We start from the raw sequence: 15438 nt of genomic DNA on the forward strand, positions 1-15438 counted from the left end.
ACGTTGGCAGGGTATGCGGTTCGACTTCCCTAGTGAATCGCTTTCTTCTTGAATCGCCCGCCCACGATGTCGTGCACGGCATTGATTGTGACGAAGGCACGCTCGTCCTTGTCAAGGACGATCTCCTTCAGCTTGTCCAGTTCGAGGCGTGTGACGACACAGTAAAGGATTTCCTTTGCATCGCCCGTGTAGCCGCCCGCGCCGTGGAGCAGTGTCACGCCGCGTCCGAGCCGCTCGTTGAGGGCGGCGGTGACCTCCTCGTGCTCGTTCGTGACGATCATGACGGCATACGACTCATCGAGCCCTTTCAGCACGACGTCAATCATCTTTGCGATGACGAAGTAGGCAAAAAGCGAGTACATCGCCTTGTCCCAGCCGTAGAGCAGGCCCGCCGAGGAGAGGATAAAGAGGTTGATGAACATAACCACCTCGCCGACGGAGAACTGCGTCCGCGCATCCATGATGATCGCGACGATCTCTGTCCCGTCGAAGCAGCCGCCCGTACGCATGACGATACCGACGCCGAGCCCCGTCACCACGCCGCCGAAGATCGCAGCGAGGAACGGGTCATTCGTCACCTGCGGTACGTCGTGAAGCACACTCGACCAGATCGAGAGCATGATGATGGCAAAGACCGTCGAGAGCGCGAAACTCTTGCCGATCTGTTTGTACCCCATAAAGACAAAGGGAATATTATAGAGCACGAGAAACACACCGAGACTCATGCCCGTGATGGTCTGCGACATGATCGACAGACCCACAACACCACCGTCGATGACATTGTTCGGGATGAGGAAAAGATCGAGTCCTACGGCAGTGATGAAGGCACCGATAATGAGCCGCAGGCATTTTTTGATGTAGAAAAATGCCCCCTTCGGAGCTGCCTTCTTGGGGCGCGGCGTCGGTGCTGGCTTTTCCTGTGCCTCCACAATAATCTGCTCGGTACTGCTGTCTACGATTTCGTTCATACGTCCTCCCATTCCCCAAAAACGCTGTACCTTTCTTTTTTATTATAGAGGAAAGAAAATCCGCTGACAAGTCCACCGCTATGAGAACGACTTTCTTGACTTTACTGTGCCTGCATTATATGATGGCAATATTGGAAAGAGATTCATCTGTAATGGGACAGGAGGGATGTATATGATCTACACGGTCACCTTCAATCCGTCGATTGACTACATCGTCCGATTGGAGCAGTTCACCCCGGGCGAGATCAACCGCGTGAACTATGAGCAGATCCTGCCGGGAGGCAAGGGCATCAATGTCGCCATCGTACTGAAAAATCTCGGGCATGATGCAACGGCACTCGGCTTCCTCGCGGGATTCACAGGTACAGCGATGCAGCAGCAGCTCCGCTCATTCAATGTGACGGAGGACTTCGTACATCTCGACGAAGGGTTCTCACGCATCAACGTCAAGATCAAGGCGGAGCGTGAGACGGAGATCAACGGGCAGGGGCCGAAGATTCCGCCCGAAGCGCAGCGCGCCCTCTTTGAAAAGCTCGATCGTCTCTCACATGGTGACACCCTCGTCCTCGCAGGGTCGATTCCGAATACCCTGCCCGACGATATCTATGAGCGCATCATGGAACACCTCGACGGGCGCGGCATCCGCATTGTCGTGGATGCGACGAAGAACCTTCTGCGGCGTGTGCTGAAATATCACCCGTTCCTCATCAAGCCGAACAATCACGAGCTTGGCGAGATGTTCGGCGTAACATTGAACACAGACGACGAGATCATCGAGCATGCGAAACGCCTGCAGGACGAGGGCGCGACAAACGTCCTCATCTCCATGGCGGGCGACGGTGCGATCCTCCTCACCGAGGAGGGCGTATTCTATCGCTCTGCCGCGCCGAAGGGCACACTCGTCAACTCTGTCGGCGCAGGCGACTCAATGGTCGCAGGCTTCCTCGCAGGCTATATGGAGTCGGACGGCGACTACGAGCGCGCCTTCTACATGGGCGTTGCGACCGGCTCCGCCTCGGCATTCTCCGAGAACCTTGCCACGCGCGAGGAGGCTCTCGCGCTGCTGAAAACAATCGCGTGATGTAAGAGCGGCGTGCGTCCTGCGTGTATGAACGTAAACCTATCGCAGCTGTGCAATCCCATGTGGCGTGTGTCCTGCGTGTATGAACGTAAACCTATCGCAGCTGTGCAATCCCATGTGGCGTGTGTCCTGCGCAGAACCCTCGTTACGCAAGCGGTCGTGTGTTCGTCCGCCAAAATACCTGCGGATTCCAAACGCGCTGCGCTTGAACGATTAAAATCCGCAGGGGGCGGGCCGCACACTCTGTGCCGCTTGCTCCACTAGGGTTTGCTAAAGGACTGCACGCCACGCCAAACAATGCGGATATTTTCAAGGAATATTGCACAGCAGATACAACACAATGAAAAAGGAGGGTTTTCCCTTTGCATATCAACGACCTTCTTAACCCCAAGAGCATTGCCCTCGGCGTCTCCGCCCCCGCCTCCAAGGAGGCAGCCATCCGCCTGCTCGCGGACTGCATGGAAAAGGGCGGAAACCTCAGTGACAAGGAACAGTACGTCAAAGACGTACTCGCACGTGAGGCGAGCGGCACGACGGGCCTCGGCGACGGCATTGCAACCCCGCACGCCAAGAGCGACGGCGTAAAGGCAGCAGGGCTCGCCGCCATGACCATCCCCGACGGCATGGACTTTGCCGCGATGGACGGCAATCCGAGCCGCCTCTTCTTCATGATTGCCGCACCGAACGGCGCAAACGACGAGCACCTCACCATTCTCTCCAGCCTTGCGACCATGATTATGGATCCCGACTTCAAGGAAGCACTCATCGCCGCCAAGACCGTCGAGGAATTCCGCGGCCTCATCGATGCGAAGGAAAACGGCACCTTCACCGCGCCGAGCGCCGCGGAGGAGAGCACGGAGAGCGCACCTGCCGCCGACCACATCCAGCTCCTCGCCGTCACCGCCTGCCCCACGGGCATCGCGCACACCTTTATGGCGGCAGAGAGCCTGGAACAGCACGCGAAGAAACGCGGCATCTCCATCAAGGTGGAGACGAACGGATCGGCGGGCGTGAAGAACATCCTCACACCGGAGGAGATCGCCGCTGCCGACGGCATCATCGTTGCGGCGGACAAGAACGTCGCCATGTCGCGCTTTGACGGACACCGCGTCGTCATCACGAAGGTTGCGGACGGCATCAACAAGGCAGATGAGCTCATCGACCGTGCTCTCGCGGGCTCTGCCCCCGTCTATCACGCGAGCGGTGCGGATACGGCAGAGGGGGCGGATGCATCCGAGGAGGAAAGTCTCGGGCGCCAGATCTACAAGCACCTTATGAACGGCGTCTCGCACATGCTCCCGTTCGTCGTCGGCGGCGGCATCCTCATCGCCCTTGCCTTTCTCTTTGATGACTACAGCATCGATCCGTCGAAATTCGGCTCGAACACCCCGCTCGCAAAGTTCTTCATGGACGTCGGCGGCGCATCGTTCGGCTTTATGCTTCCCGTTCTTGCGGGCTTCATCGCAATGTCCATCGCCGACCGCCCCGGTCTCGCCGTTGGCTTCGTTGGCGGCGCGCTCGCGGGTGCACACGGCACGGGCTTCCTCGGTGCACTCCTCGCAGGATTTATCGGCGGCTATTCCGTCAACTTGCTGAAGAAGGGCTTTGCGGGACTGCCCGCCGCACTCGACGGAATCAAGCCCGTCCTGCTCTATCCGTTCTTCGGCATCCTCATCATCGGCTTTATCACCCTTTTCATCATCACGCCGCCCGTCGCCGCCATCAACACATGGATGGTCGCAACACTCGGCAGCATGGATCCCTCAGCGCGCGTCCTTATGGGCATTGTCGTCGGCGGCATGATGGCAATCGACATGGGCGGCCCAATCAACAAGGCGGCCTACGTCACGGGCACGGGACTTCTCGCCTCGGGCGAGTATCATGTCATGGCAGCAGTTATGGCGGGCGGCATGGTACCGCCGCTCGCGATCGCCCTCGCGACCACTCTCTTTAAGAACCGCTTCACTGAGAGCCAGCGCAAGGCGGGCATCACGAACTACGTCATGGGACTCTCCTTCATTACGGAGGGTGCCATTCCCTTCGCGGCGGCAGACCCTGTGCGCGTCATCCCCTCGATGGTCGTCGGCTCCGCCCTCGCGGGCGCACTCACCATGGTCTTTGACTGCACGCTGCGTGCGCCCCACGGCGGCATCTTCGTCGTCCCGACCATCGGCAATCCGCTCATGTATCTCGTGAGCATCATCATCGGCGCCATCGTCGGCGCCGTCATCCTGTCGATGCTCAAAAAACCGATCAAAGAATAACGGCATAGAAAAATACCGCCGCACCGAGATCCTCGGCACGGCGGTATTTTGCGTTTTAGAACAACTCTCCCTCGGCGATGCGCCCCATGAGCTCCTTCGACGGGATGAAGAAGAGCTGTCCCTTCAGTGCCGTCGAGTACTCGAGCAGGCGATCGTCCTGCGTAAACATATTGATGACCATCTTGTGCGTCACATCCCAGTGGCGTGCATAGCCGATAAAGTAGGTGCCGCGCACGCCCTCGCCCGGATTCGCATAGACGACGTTCATGCGCACGATCTTGTGTTCCTCGTCGTCGCGGTTATCCTGCGAGATGATGTTGTGTGCGCGCGGGTCCTTCTCGTCATCGTCGAGCTCCAGATCGCTGTACTTCCGACGGCCGATGTACTTTTCCTGCACCTCGGTCGGCAGGGCGCGCCACGCATCGAGATCGTGAACATACTTCTGTGCGAAGGCATAGGAGCCATTGATGAAGTCGGGATCCTCCGCGCCAATGATCGCCCACTCCTTCGCCTCCTCACCGACGGGATTCTCCGTCCCGTCGATAAAGTCGATGATGGCGCGTCCCTCGCGATAGTGGAAGCCGTGCGTCTCATCCACAACATCCACGATGGGGCGCAGGAAGCCCATGATCTGATCGACGACGAGATAGGTCGTCGATGCCTCATCTGCACGTACGTGCAGGAAGAGATCGGCAGGCGTTGTCGGGGCCTGATGGTTCTTCCCATTGACGCCCTTGAAATCCTCTAATTCCTTCGGTTTCGCGGCATGCGGGAAAAGATACTCCCATGCGCGGTTGCTGAAGCCGAAGGTGAGCTTCACCGTCTCCGGTGCAACGCGGATGTTCATCGAACGCTGAATTGCTTCGATGCGATCCGCCATATCGGCGATGATCTCACATTCCTTGTCTCTGTCCTCACGTTTCAGTGACAGCATGAGGAAAATGACGCTCTCCCCTGCGTCCTTAAACACGTCCTGTGCCAGATTTGCATTGACCTCCATGGGACTCTCCTTTCTTGTCATACACAGCGATACACTACTATTTAGAAAGCACTGATAAATCCAGCACCGCCGTCTTCGTACATCTTTTTTGCCCGCACTTCAGCGGCAGACGCTCATATATGTGTTTATACCTTGAATCGCCCAACAAGCTCATCCAAATTGGCGGCAAGCCCCTTGAGATGCTCCGCCGTGGCGGCAAAGGCATCGAGGGAGGCGGTCTCCTGCTCGATGGCAGCTGCCGAGTCCTCCGTGAGACCCGTAATTTTTTTCGACGCTGCGGCGACATCCTGCGCTGCCGCCGCAGCGACCTGCGCACAAGCACGCACCGCCTCGACGGAGGAGAGAAGCCCGGCGCGATCCGCACTCTCCGCAGGTATGAGCTTATGAATTTCCTGCATCTGTGCACAGATACCGCTGATGCTCGATGTGAGCATCTGAATCTCGTCATTCTGCTCGTTCGCACTCGCGGCAACATTGGTAATGGCAACAGCGTTGTATTCAACTGCCCGGCTGTTCTCGACACTCGCCTGCCAGAGGTTGTCAGAGAGTCCCGAGACTTCCGCAGCACACGCCTGCGCCCGCTGCATAAGTTGGCGCAGATCACTGACAAAGCTGTTGAAGGAGCACACGATGCGTCCGATCTCATCATAACGCTCCGCCTCAAGCTGCTGCGTGAGATCTCCCTCCTTGCCGGCGACCTCACGAAAGGAGACGGTCAGAGCGGCAAGCGGGTGCAGAATATGTCGGATCATAACATAGGAGGAGCCAATAAAGATAAGCACGGACAGAACGATAACCACAAGTTCAATTCGCTTGGAGACGGCTATCTTTGCCTGACTGGCTTGGTCATACGCCGTAACGAGCTTGTCCACCTCAGCCACATAGGCGGTCACACTGTCGGAAAGTGCCCTGTTTGCTGCATATTGATCCGCCGCAGTTTCCGCTCCCAAAACAGAAAGCACCTGACTTCGGTAGTTCTCCCACAGAGACCGAACCGTCTGGAGCTGTGCTGCAACGGCGGGATCAGCGGCAGGACGAATGCCCGCATCCGCACTCCCCTCGGCAAGCCCCGCAAGGATGTGATCATATTCCTCGATCTGCGCACGCATCGTCTGCCGAATGAGCATCTCCTCCTCCCCTTCTGCCGGCACAAGGCGCGCCGAGAGCCATGAAAGCTGATACGCACGCATGCGGAGAGAGCCGGAGGCATTGACGGCAGGAGAATCCCCCTCAATCTGGGCAAAAGTGAAAAAGTTCAGTCCGACAAGCCCGATAATGAAGACGAAAAGGGCGACGAGTGTGATTCGCAGTTTATTATGAATGGACATAGTTCCCCTCTCGTTTCAACAGAAAAGTCCTCTCCGCTGGTATATCGCAGGAAGAACGCGGCGCAATCCCCCATCTGATACATCCGCATAAGAAATCGCTGAGGAAATAACCGCCGGTCGGTCGGTGCAGATTTTCCCTTCCAAGGAAAAAGTCCGACGCCCAGCAAAGGCTGTGCGGAAGATTGTTGACACAGGCCGGACGAAAAAAGATGCGCCAAGGAGCACACACGAATTTTATCCGCCCCCATAAACATGGCATAACGGCGTCTCACTGGAGTCAGGTCTTGAACTTTCCGACGAGGCCGTCCAGCTTCGCCGACAGGCCGGACAAGTGCTCTGCGGCAGTGACGACCTGCTCCATGGTCGCGCTCTGCTCCTCGATGGCAGCTGCCGAGTCCTCGGTGAGCCCCGCAATCTGTTTTGCCGCTGACGCGACATTCCCAGACGTATGCGCGACGTTCTGTGCGCCTGCCGATGCCGTCTGATTCAGCTGCACGATTTCAGCCGCCGCGCGGCGGCTCTCCTCGGAACTTGCGGCGATGGCATTCAGTGAGGCACGCACCGCAGCGACCGCCTCCGTGATCTTCTCGAGATCACCGACCAGCTCTTGATTTGCACTGTGCGTCTCATGCACCTGCTGACGAATGCCGGTCATCTTCTCCGTGACATCGTCCGCCGCAAGGCTCGAGCTCTCAGCGAGCTTGCGCACCTCCTCCGCGACGACAGCAAAACCACGTCCGCTCTCCCCTGCACGTGCAGCTTCGATCGCGGCGTTGAGCGCGAGCAGATTCGTCTGCTCCGAGATGCCCTTAATGAGCTCGATGATCTGATTGATGTCCTCCGCGTACTGTGTGAGCGTCTGCACATTCCGATCCATCGCCATGACAATATCGCGCAGGCCATCGGTCTGTGATGCGACACGTACCGCACCATCCCGGCCATCCGCTGCCTTTTCCTCAGAATCCGCCGAGAGTGCGGCAGAGCGTTTGGCAGCTGCGAGCATCTGCGCCATGTGCTCCGCGATCTGTGCCACATGGTCCGCGAGGGCCTGCATATCCGTATTCTGTTCATTCGCCCGCCCTGCGACATCGGTGACGGAGCCGGCGACCACTTCGACGGCCTTACTGCTCTCACCGCTTGCCTGCGAAAGTGCACCGGAGAGCTGTGCGACCTCCGCTGCGCTCTCCTGTGCACCGCGTATGATCGTACGCAGTTTCCCGATGAAGGTGTTGAAGTAGAGGACGATCCGTCCGATTTCATCATCGCGCTCTGCGTGAAGCTGCTGCGTCAGATCCCCCTCGCCCTCGGAAATGCCGTGAAACGAGTCCGTCAGCGCCGCCAGCGGACGCAGAATCTGTGTAAGAATCAGCCAGAGTGCACCGCCCACCACGAGAACAGCAAGCAGGATCACGCCGAGCTGGATGTCCTTGGACCTCTCGATCTTCGCCTGTCCGGCGGCATCGTAGGCAGCGACCAGCTTGTTGACCTCCGCCACAAAGGGCGCAACCTCTTTTGCAGCCTTTGCCTCTGCGGCGCGGCGCGCCTCCTCGTCCGTTTCCTCGGCAGCGGCACGGATATCAGCACGATACGCCTCCCACAGCGGCTTCACAACGCCGAGCTGCCGCTGCACCGCCTCATCCGCGGGTGCCGTCAGCCCCATCGCCGCATCGCCCTGCTCCAGTCCCTTCAGAATACGATCGTAGTCCTCCAGATTCTTCTGCATCGCCGCACGCAGCGTCTGTGCGTCGCCCTCATCTGCCGACACGAGCCGTGCTGCCCCCCACGAGAGCTGATAGGCGCGCATCCGCAGCGAGCCGGAAGCGTTGACCGCGGGCGCGTCCCCCTTGAGTTCATTGAACGTAAAGAAGTTCAGCCCGACCAATCCGACAATGAAGACAAACAGCAAAACCAGAATCGACTGCAGTTTCGTGCGTATGCTCATCCCCGTCTCCCCCTTGCTGTGCAGCGCAAAGCTCCGTCGCGCGCTGCAAGCCTCTGAAAGTGTATTTGATACTATGAATTATAGCATAAGACATTCGGGAGAGCCATGAAAATTATCCATTATTTAAAAAAGGTCTGCTGCACGAAGTTTTCGCTTCATGCAGCAGACACATTCACAATTTGACAAGTTCACGCAGGCGGGCGAGATCAATGTAGGTCTTTGCCTCCGGATGCCGCTGCAGATAGCCCTGATGCTTCTCCTCTGCCGGCTGGAAAGAGGTCAGCCGCTCCATCGTTGCGTGCATAACGCGCCGTGCTGCCGCACTGCTGTTTGGGTCATTGAGTGTCAGGTGCTCCCCCGTCGCGGGGCAACGTCCCTTGCCTGCGAGAAAGGTGAGGTAGAGCGCGATCTGCGGCTCGTCCTCTGCGCTCTCGTAGAAGATGCCCGCGCGGTACATAGGGCCGCGCACATAGCCCTGCCCGTCGATGCTGTACGGCGTAACGACAGAAAAATGCAGGTCGAGAAGCTGTGAGATGTCCGTCTTTTTGGGATCGTAAACGATCTCAACGCCCACACGACCGCCCGACGCGCCTGTCAGCGCATCCTCGTGCGCGGTCTGCGGCGCAGCGTTGATGTAGCCCGTGCGGACGGAGACGATGCCGCGCCGTCCGCGAAACACCTCCTCGAGCTCGTACATATCCGCACCCGAAAGGCAGATGCGTTTCGTCATGGGTACACCTCCTCAATTCGTAAAGAGGTCGACCTGCCGTCCCGCCGCACGGTGCACATCGAATACACTGAGCAGCTCCGCAACTGCCTGGGTCGGTGAGATGCCGCCCGAGAGGACCGCATCCTTTACCTCGGGCATACGCCCGCGCACAACGGCATCGTCGAAGAACAGGTTGTGCAGATGCTCGTCGATCATGCTGTTCATCCAGTCGAGCAGCTGCCCGTCGCGCCGCTTCTTCCACACGCCGCTCTTCGTGGTCTTCTCGCGAAAGATGCGGATGATCTCCCACAGCTCGGCAAGTCCTGTCTTCTCGATCGCGGAGGCAAGGTAAGCGTGCGTCTCCCAGCCCGGTGTCGCGGGGCGGATAAACTCGATCATGCGCTCGTACTGCCCGCGTGCGACCTTCGCCTTGATGAGGTTGTCCCCGTCCGCCTTGTTGATGACGATCGCATCCGCAAGCTCCATGATGCCCTTCTTGATGCCTTGGAGTTCATCGCCCGCGCCCGTCAGCACGACGAGCAGGAAAAAGTCAACCATGGAGCGCACCGTCGTCTCGGACTGCCCGACGCCGACGGTCTCGATGATGATAACGTCGTAGCCGGCCGCCTCGCAGAGCAGCATGGTCTCACGGCTCTTGCGCGCAACGCCGCCGAGTGTGCCGCCCGCAGGAGAGGGGCGGATGAATGCCTCGGGACGGCGCGAGAGGGTTCCCATACGTGTCTTGTCGCCGAGGATCGAGCCCTTCGTGACAGAACTTGTGGGATCAACGGTGAGCACAGCGACACGGTGTCCCGCATCGCAGAGCATATTGCCGAACGCCTCGATCATCGTGGACTTGCCTGCCCCCGGCACGCCTGTGATGCCGATGCGCAGAGCATTGCCCGTCTTCGGCAGCAGGCGCTGAAGCACGCGCTGGGCACGCTTGAAGTGCTTGCTGCTGTTGCTCTCGATGAGCGTGATCGCACGAGAAAGCGTCATGCGGTCGCCGCGGGCCACGCCCTCAACATAGTCATCTTCACTGAGGACAAGTTTGCGGTGGGACATCCCTGTCCCGTTCAGCAATTTCGGATTGATGTTTCCGACGGTCAGATCCTTGATGCCCTCGATGCCGCCCATGACGCTCGTCGTAAACTTCGCATCGGCGTCCTCGGGTACCCAGTCGGGCCGTTCTGTGGTATATTTTTCGCTCATAAAGCCTCCTTTCGTATGGCAAAACGCCGCCCTCTTGTTTGAGGGCGGCGCCATTGTATACCTTAACCTGCGGCCTCTTCCTTCGCGCGTGCGATGAGAAGGGTCAGGAGCTTGATGCCCGCCTCGGGGATGTTCGTACCCGGTGCGAAGATCGCAACCGCGCCGTGCTCGTAGAGGTTGTCATAGTCCTGCACGGGGATGACGCCGCCGATGCAGACCATGATGTCATCGCGGCCGAGCTTCTTCAGTTCATCGACGAGCTGCGGCAGGAGCGTGTTGTGTCCCGCTGCGAGGGAGCTGAACCCGACCATGTGCACGTCGTTGTCGACCGCGTCCTGCGCCGTCTCGGCGGGCGTCTGGAACAGGGGCCCCACGTCGACGTCCCAGCCCATGTCGGCGAAGGAGGATGCGATGACTTTCTGCCCGCGGTCGTGTCCGTCCTGTCCCATCTTCGCGACGAAGATACGCGGACGGCGGCCCGTGAGTTCCTCGAACTCGTCCGCCATCTCACGGGCGCGGTCAAGCTCGGTCTTGTCCGTAAACTCGGAGGAGTAAACGCCAGAAATCGTATGAATGACCGCCTGGAAGCGTCCCGAGACCTTCTCCACCGCATCGGAGATCTCGCCGAGCGAGGCGCGTGCGCGTGCCGCATCGACGGCCGCCTCGAGGAGGTTGCCGTTGTCGCGGCTCTCTGCCGCCTTCGTGATGCCCTCAAGGCAGCGGCGCACGTCGTCTGCGTTGCGCTCTGCGCGCAGTTTTTCGAGACGTTCCACCTGTGCCTGGCGCACCGCTGTATTGTCGATCGCGAGGATCTGCAGGGGATCTTCCTTTTCGAGGCGATACTTGTTCACGCCGACAATGCTCTCCAGCCCAGAGTCAATCTGCGCCTGACGGCGTGCCGCCGCCTCCTCGATGCGCATCTTCGGCAGTCCCGTCGAGATCGCCTTTGCCATGCCGCCGAGGGACTCGACCTCCTGGATGTGTGCCCAAGCACGGCGAATGATCTCGTTTGTGAGTGACTCGACGTAGTAGGAGCCGCCCCACGGGTCGATGATCTTGCAGACGCTCGTCTCGTCCTGAATGTAAAGCTGCGTGTTGCGTGCGATGCGTGCCGAGAAGTCCGTCGGCAGGGCGATCGCCTCATCGAGCGCATTCGTATGGAGCGACTGTGTGTGCCCGAGTGCCGCTCCCATCGCCTCCATCGCCGTGCGCGCGATATTGTTGAACGGATCCTGCGCTGTGAGTGACCAGCCCGAGGTCTGGCTGTGCGTGCGGAGCGCCATCGATTTGTCGTTCTTCGCGCCGAAGGACTTGACAATCTTCGCCCAGAGAACGCGCGCCGCACGCATCTTGGCAACCTCCATAAAGTAGTTCTTGCCGATCGCCCAGAAGAATGAGAGACGCTTCGCGAAGTCGTCAACGGCAAGTCCCGCCTTGATGCCCGTGCGGATGTACTCAAGACCGTCCGCGAGCGTGTAGCCCAGCTCGATGTCCGCCGGCGCACCGGCCTCCTGCATGTGGTAGCCGGAGATGGAGATGCTGTTGAACTTCGGCATATACTTCGTCGTGTACTCGAAGATGTCGCCGATGATGCGCATGGACATCTCCGGCGGGTAGATGTAGGTATTGCGCACCATGAACTCTTTCAGAATATCGTTCTGAATCGTGCCCGCCATGATCTTCTTATCGACGCCCTGTTCTTCGCCCGAAACGATGAAGAACGCGAGGATCGGCAGCACTGCGCCGTTCATCGTCATGGAAACGGACATCTGGTCGAGCGGAATGCCCGAGAACAGGATGTTCATGTCCAGCATGGAGCAGACCGAGACGCCTGCCTTGCCCACGTCGCCGACCACGCGCGGATTGTCCGCATCATAGCCGCGGTGCGTCGGGAGGTCAAATGCGATCGAGAGGCCCTTCTGCCCGGCGGCGAGGTTGCGCCGATAGAAGGCGTTCGACTCCTCGGCCGTCGAGAACCCCGCGTACTGGCGCACCGTCCACGGACGGAACACGTACATCGTGGAGTAGGGTCCGCGCAGGCAGGGCGGAATCCCGCTCGCAAAGTCGAGGTGGTTCATGTGCGCATAGACATCGTGATCGTAGAACGGTTTCACGGGGATGCGCTCCATCGTCTTGTGTGTGAGTGCCTCAAACGTCCGTCCCGTACCGCCTTCGAAAAGGGCGCGCCATTCCTTGGAGTCTGCGGACGGGCTTTCGCCGAGGCTCATGCCCGTGAAATCCGGGTTCGTAAAGCCTGCCATTACGCAATCATCCCTTTCTGTTTCTGGAGACCCTCGAGGATCTCATAGCAGTTCGCGCGGACGGAGATATATTCGTCAATGCCCGCTTCCTTGTATGTCTCAAGCAGATCCTTCGGAGCGGCGCCTGCGAGAAAAACACGTGCCTGCGGCAGCACCTTGTGGAGCTTTGGTGCGAGGGCAGGGACGATCTCGGGATAGGTCGCATCCGTGGAGCAGATGACGACGGCATCCGCACCGCTTGCACGTGCCGCCTCCGCTGCCTCATCGACGGTCTTAAAGCCGTCGTTGCCGAGTACCTCGAATGCACCGACCTGCAGGAAGCCTGTGGTAAAATCCGCGCGCGCCTTGTGCTGCGGGATGGGGCCCATGTTCGCGAGGAAGATCTTCACATTGTCGTCCTTCGCCGCCTTATAGTCCTCTGTGCGCCGGCGCAGCGCCTCAAAGCGTTCGCTCCAGCGATGCGGGGCAATCGCCGCGACCATCTCCGCACCTTTCCCCGCTGTGAGCGCCGCCATCAGCTCGGCAATCGTCGCCCCCGCAAGCGCCGCCTCAACAGCATTCTGAACGGAACCATCTGCCTTGAACGCCGCAAGTGTCTCGTCGCGGTGCTTTGTGTCGATGTCGGAGAGATATGCTTCGATATCTTTCGTGCGCTGTGCCTTGAGTGCCGCCGTATCCTCGGCGCGTGTCTCGAGCAGCGTCTCCGTCATGTTCGGATACATGTTGTTGCCGACAATGCGGTCGCGGCGCAGATCGGCATTCTTAAAGCGGTCGGCGAGCACCTTCGCGATGCCCTCCTGAACCGTGCCTGCACGCAGTGCCGCAACGATGCCGCCCTCTTTCTCGATGCCTTGGAACGCCGCCCAGATTTTTTCCTTCATCTGGCGCGTCAGCGTCTCAACCGCCCACGAGCCGCCGGCGGGGTCGATCGGCTGCAGGAGACCGAATTCCTCCTGGAGCATGATCTGGACGTTGCGCGCAATGCGGCGCGAAAACTCATCGCCCTTGCGGATGGGTTCATCAAACGGCGCACTCTCGAAGGAGTCGATGCCGCCGACAACGCCCGAGAAGATCTCCGTTGTGTTGCGGAGCATATTGACGTAGGGATCGTAGATGGTCTTGAAGAAGAGTGCGGGGCGCGCATGGATGCGCATCTTCTGCGCCTCGGCATTCCCGCCGAAGGCCTTCACGATCTGTGCCCAGAGCGGGCGCACAGCGCGCAGCTTAGCGATCTGCAGGAAGAAGTTTGCCCCCATTGATAACGCAAAGGCAATCTGCGATGCCGCCGCATCGATCGTGAGGCCCCGCTCACAGAGGGCACGCAGATACGCCGTCGCCGCGGCGAGAACTGCCGCAACCTCCTGTACATCGTTCGCCCCGCCGCTGCTGTAGACGTCGCTGCGCACGAATACCGTACGCAGATGCGGTGCGTTCACCGTCGCCCAGCGCGCCGCCGCCGCGAGACTGTCATAGTATGAGTCAAGGGACGCAGGCAGTTTTCCGTCTGTCACAAGAGCGCCGATGGGATCTGCACCGACAATGCCACGCACATTCTTCATATCCTCGCCTGCTGCACGGCGTGCCGCCGCGACGAGCGCGAGCAGGGGCACGGCATTTGCGCCCGTGTAGACGTAGAGGGGGAACTTCGCGAGGTCAAGTCCCGTGAGGAGGACGTGCATGTCCTCGACCGTCGTCACACTCGTCCCCGTGTCGCCGACCTTCTCCGCCTGACGCGCATCCACACCGGCGCGCGACGCCGTATCGAGCACAATGTGGTAGATCGTTGCGCCCTTGTCGTTCTCATGGCGCAGGAGTTCGTTGTTCTCCGCCGGGAGCGTCTCGTCACACGCCTGCGCGATGCCCCACGGCTTGCCGATGTAGCCCGCCGCATCCACGCCGCGCAGATAGTCCCCCATGCCGGGCATAACTCCCTTCGGCAGGATGTCCTCCGTATGCTTCCGCGTGTACATGGGGTCAAAGGTGATCCCCTCATAGGTCTTCGTGAACATCTTCTTTTCGAACGGCGCGCCCTTCAGGAGTGCCTCACAGGCGGCTTTCCACTCCTCATCCGTGGGCGGCGTGAATTCATCGAGCGGAACATCGGGGAAATCCTCGACATCCGCCGATTTCTTCAGAAGCTTCTGAAGTTCCTCGTCGCTCGACCGCTCTTTTTCTTCCGGCATAGTACGTCCTCCTTTAATTTATTCCGGGAAGGCTCTGTCAGTTCAATGGATGAACTGACGTAGAAAAAAGCAATTCTGTGCGGGTTAGGGAAGCACTGATAAATTCAGCACCGCCATCTTAGCGCATTCTTTTCGCCCTGCCTGTGTCAACAAACCTCCACAGAGTACCACTCTGCGTCCGGTTTGTTTCCTTGGCAGGACAAAAATTCTGCACCAATCTGACGGACTTCATTTTATCAGCGATTCCCTGAATTTTTGCCGCTGTCAATGAGATGTGCCGAACGCGTAGAAGGAACTACGTGGAGGCGCAGCGAAGCAGAGAGCGGCAAAAAGATAAACGCGCGGAATTGCATTCCTTGAAAAAAAATCGCCCTGAGCTTCCACCCTCAGAGCGTTCCCTCATCACGAGGGAAAAACGAGAACTGAAAAGATGAGCAATGTTTCCCCAAGGAGCAATGCTCCTTCATCCCGGGGAAATCTCTGCGCATGT

Annotated in this window: 10 protein-coding genes; 2 read left to right on the top strand and 8 right to left on the bottom strand. The window is 59.2% G+C overall.

What is annotated here, in order from left to right; all coding sequences use genetic code 11:
* Nucleotides 1–29: 29 nt before the first annotated feature.
* Nucleotides 30–968, bottom strand: a complete 939-nt coding sequence (locus HMPREF0908_RS04845; protein WP_006690332.1) for a YitT family protein — start codon at nucleotides 966–968, stop codon at nucleotides 30–32.
* A 172-nt stretch (nucleotides 969–1140) separates the two neighbouring features.
* On the opposite strand from HMPREF0908_RS04845, the gene pfkB reads away from it, so the two are divergent.
* Both pfkB and HMPREF0908_RS04855 read left to right on the top strand, forming a co-directional pair.
* Nucleotides 1141–2049 (top strand): 1-phosphofructokinase, encoded by a 909-nt coding sequence (gene pfkB / locus HMPREF0908_RS04850; RefSeq protein WP_040572425.1) that lies wholly within the window; start codon nucleotides 1141–1143, stop codon nucleotides 2047–2049.
* Between the two features lie 362 nt (nucleotides 2050–2411).
* On the top strand, nucleotides 2412–4313 hold the full coding sequence (locus tag HMPREF0908_RS04855) for a PTS fructose transporter subunit IIABC (protein WP_006690335.1): 1902 nt from the start codon (nucleotides 2412–2414) through the stop codon (nucleotides 4311–4313).
* Between the two features lie 55 nt (nucleotides 4314–4368).
* Here the strand turns inward: HMPREF0908_RS04855 and HMPREF0908_RS04860 are convergent, their stop codons facing one another.
* The 7 genes from HMPREF0908_RS04860 to HMPREF0908_RS04890 form a co-directional block, all read right to left on the bottom strand.
* Nucleotides 4369–5313: a Dyp-type peroxidase gene (locus HMPREF0908_RS04860; protein ID WP_040572426.1), complete on the bottom strand. Its 945-nt coding sequence runs from the start codon at nucleotides 5311–5313 to the stop codon at nucleotides 4369–4371.
* Between the two features lie 125 nt (nucleotides 5314–5438).
* Nucleotides 5439–6641, bottom strand: a complete 1203-nt coding sequence (locus HMPREF0908_RS04865; protein ID WP_006690337.1) for a type IV pili methyl-accepting chemotaxis transducer N-terminal domain-containing protein — start codon at nucleotides 6639–6641, stop codon at nucleotides 5439–5441.
* A 277-nt stretch (nucleotides 6642–6918) separates the two neighbouring features.
* On the bottom strand, nucleotides 6919–8583 hold the full coding sequence (locus tag HMPREF0908_RS04870) for a methyl-accepting chemotaxis protein (RefSeq protein WP_006690338.1): 1665 nt from the start codon (nucleotides 8581–8583) through the stop codon (nucleotides 6919–6921).
* A 172-nt stretch (nucleotides 8584–8755) separates the two neighbouring features.
* Nucleotides 8756–9313, bottom strand: coding sequence for a peptide-methionine (S)-S-oxide reductase (locus HMPREF0908_RS04875; protein ID WP_006690339.1), 558 nt, complete (start codon nucleotides 9311–9313; stop codon nucleotides 8756–8758).
* 12 nt (nucleotides 9314–9325) lie between these two features.
* Nucleotides 9326–10504, bottom strand: a complete 1179-nt coding sequence (meaB, locus tag HMPREF0908_RS04880; RefSeq protein ID WP_009753794.1) for a methylmalonyl Co-A mutase-associated GTPase MeaB — start codon at nucleotides 10502–10504, stop codon at nucleotides 9326–9328.
* Nucleotides 10505–10566: 62 nt separating this feature from the next.
* Nucleotides 10567–12765, bottom strand: coding sequence for a methylmalonyl-CoA mutase (gene scpA, locus HMPREF0908_RS04885; RefSeq protein ID WP_006690341.1), 2199 nt, complete (start codon nucleotides 12763–12765; stop codon nucleotides 10567–10569).
* Entirely contained in the window at nucleotides 12765–14948 is a 2184-nt protein-coding gene (locus HMPREF0908_RS04890; protein WP_006690342.1) for a methylmalonyl-CoA mutase family protein, read from the bottom strand. Before HMPREF0908_RS04890 ends, scpA begins: the two co-directional genes overlap by 1 nt.
* Between the last annotated feature and the right edge of the window lie 490 nt (nucleotides 14949–15438).

Origin of the sequence: Centipeda flueggei ATCC 43531 (assembly GCF_000160695.1) — a bacterium.
Lineage (GTDB): Bacteria > Bacillota > Negativicutes > Selenomonadales > Selenomonadaceae > Centipeda > Centipeda flueggei.

Excerpts from the sequence above, each read along its gene's own strand:
- HMPREF0908_RS04860 (WP_040572426.1), bottom strand. The coding sequence starts at position 5,313 with ATGGAGGTCAATGCAAATCTGGCACAGGACGTGTTTAAGGACGCAGGG.
- pfkB (WP_040572425.1), top strand. The coding sequence starts at position 1,141 with ATGATCTACACGGTCACCTTCAATCCGTCGATTGACTACATCGTCCGA.
- HMPREF0908_RS04845 (WP_006690332.1), bottom strand. The coding sequence starts at position 968 with ATGAACGAAATCGTAGACAGCAGTACCGAGCAGATTATTGTGGAGGCA.
- HMPREF0908_RS04875 (WP_006690339.1), bottom strand. The coding sequence starts at position 9,313 with ATGACGAAACGCATCTGCCTTTCGGGTGCGGATATGTACGAGCTCGAG.
- HMPREF0908_RS04865 (WP_006690337.1), bottom strand. The coding sequence starts at position 6,641 with ATGTCCATTCATAATAAACTGCGAATCACACTCGTCGCCCTTTTCGTC.
- meaB (WP_009753794.1), bottom strand. The coding sequence starts at position 10,504 with ATGAGCGAAAAATATACCACAGAACGGCCCGACTGGGTACCCGAGGAC.
- HMPREF0908_RS04890 (WP_006690342.1), bottom strand. The coding sequence starts at position 14,948 with ATGCCGGAAGAAAAAGAGCGGTCGAGCGACGAGGAACTTCAGAAGCTT.
- HMPREF0908_RS04870 (WP_006690338.1), bottom strand. The coding sequence starts at position 8,583 with ATGAGCATACGCACGAAACTGCAGTCGATTCTGGTTTTGCTGTTTGTC.
- scpA (WP_006690341.1), bottom strand. The coding sequence starts at position 12,765 with ATGGCAGGCTTTACGAACCCGGATTTCACGGGCATGAGCCTCGGCGAA.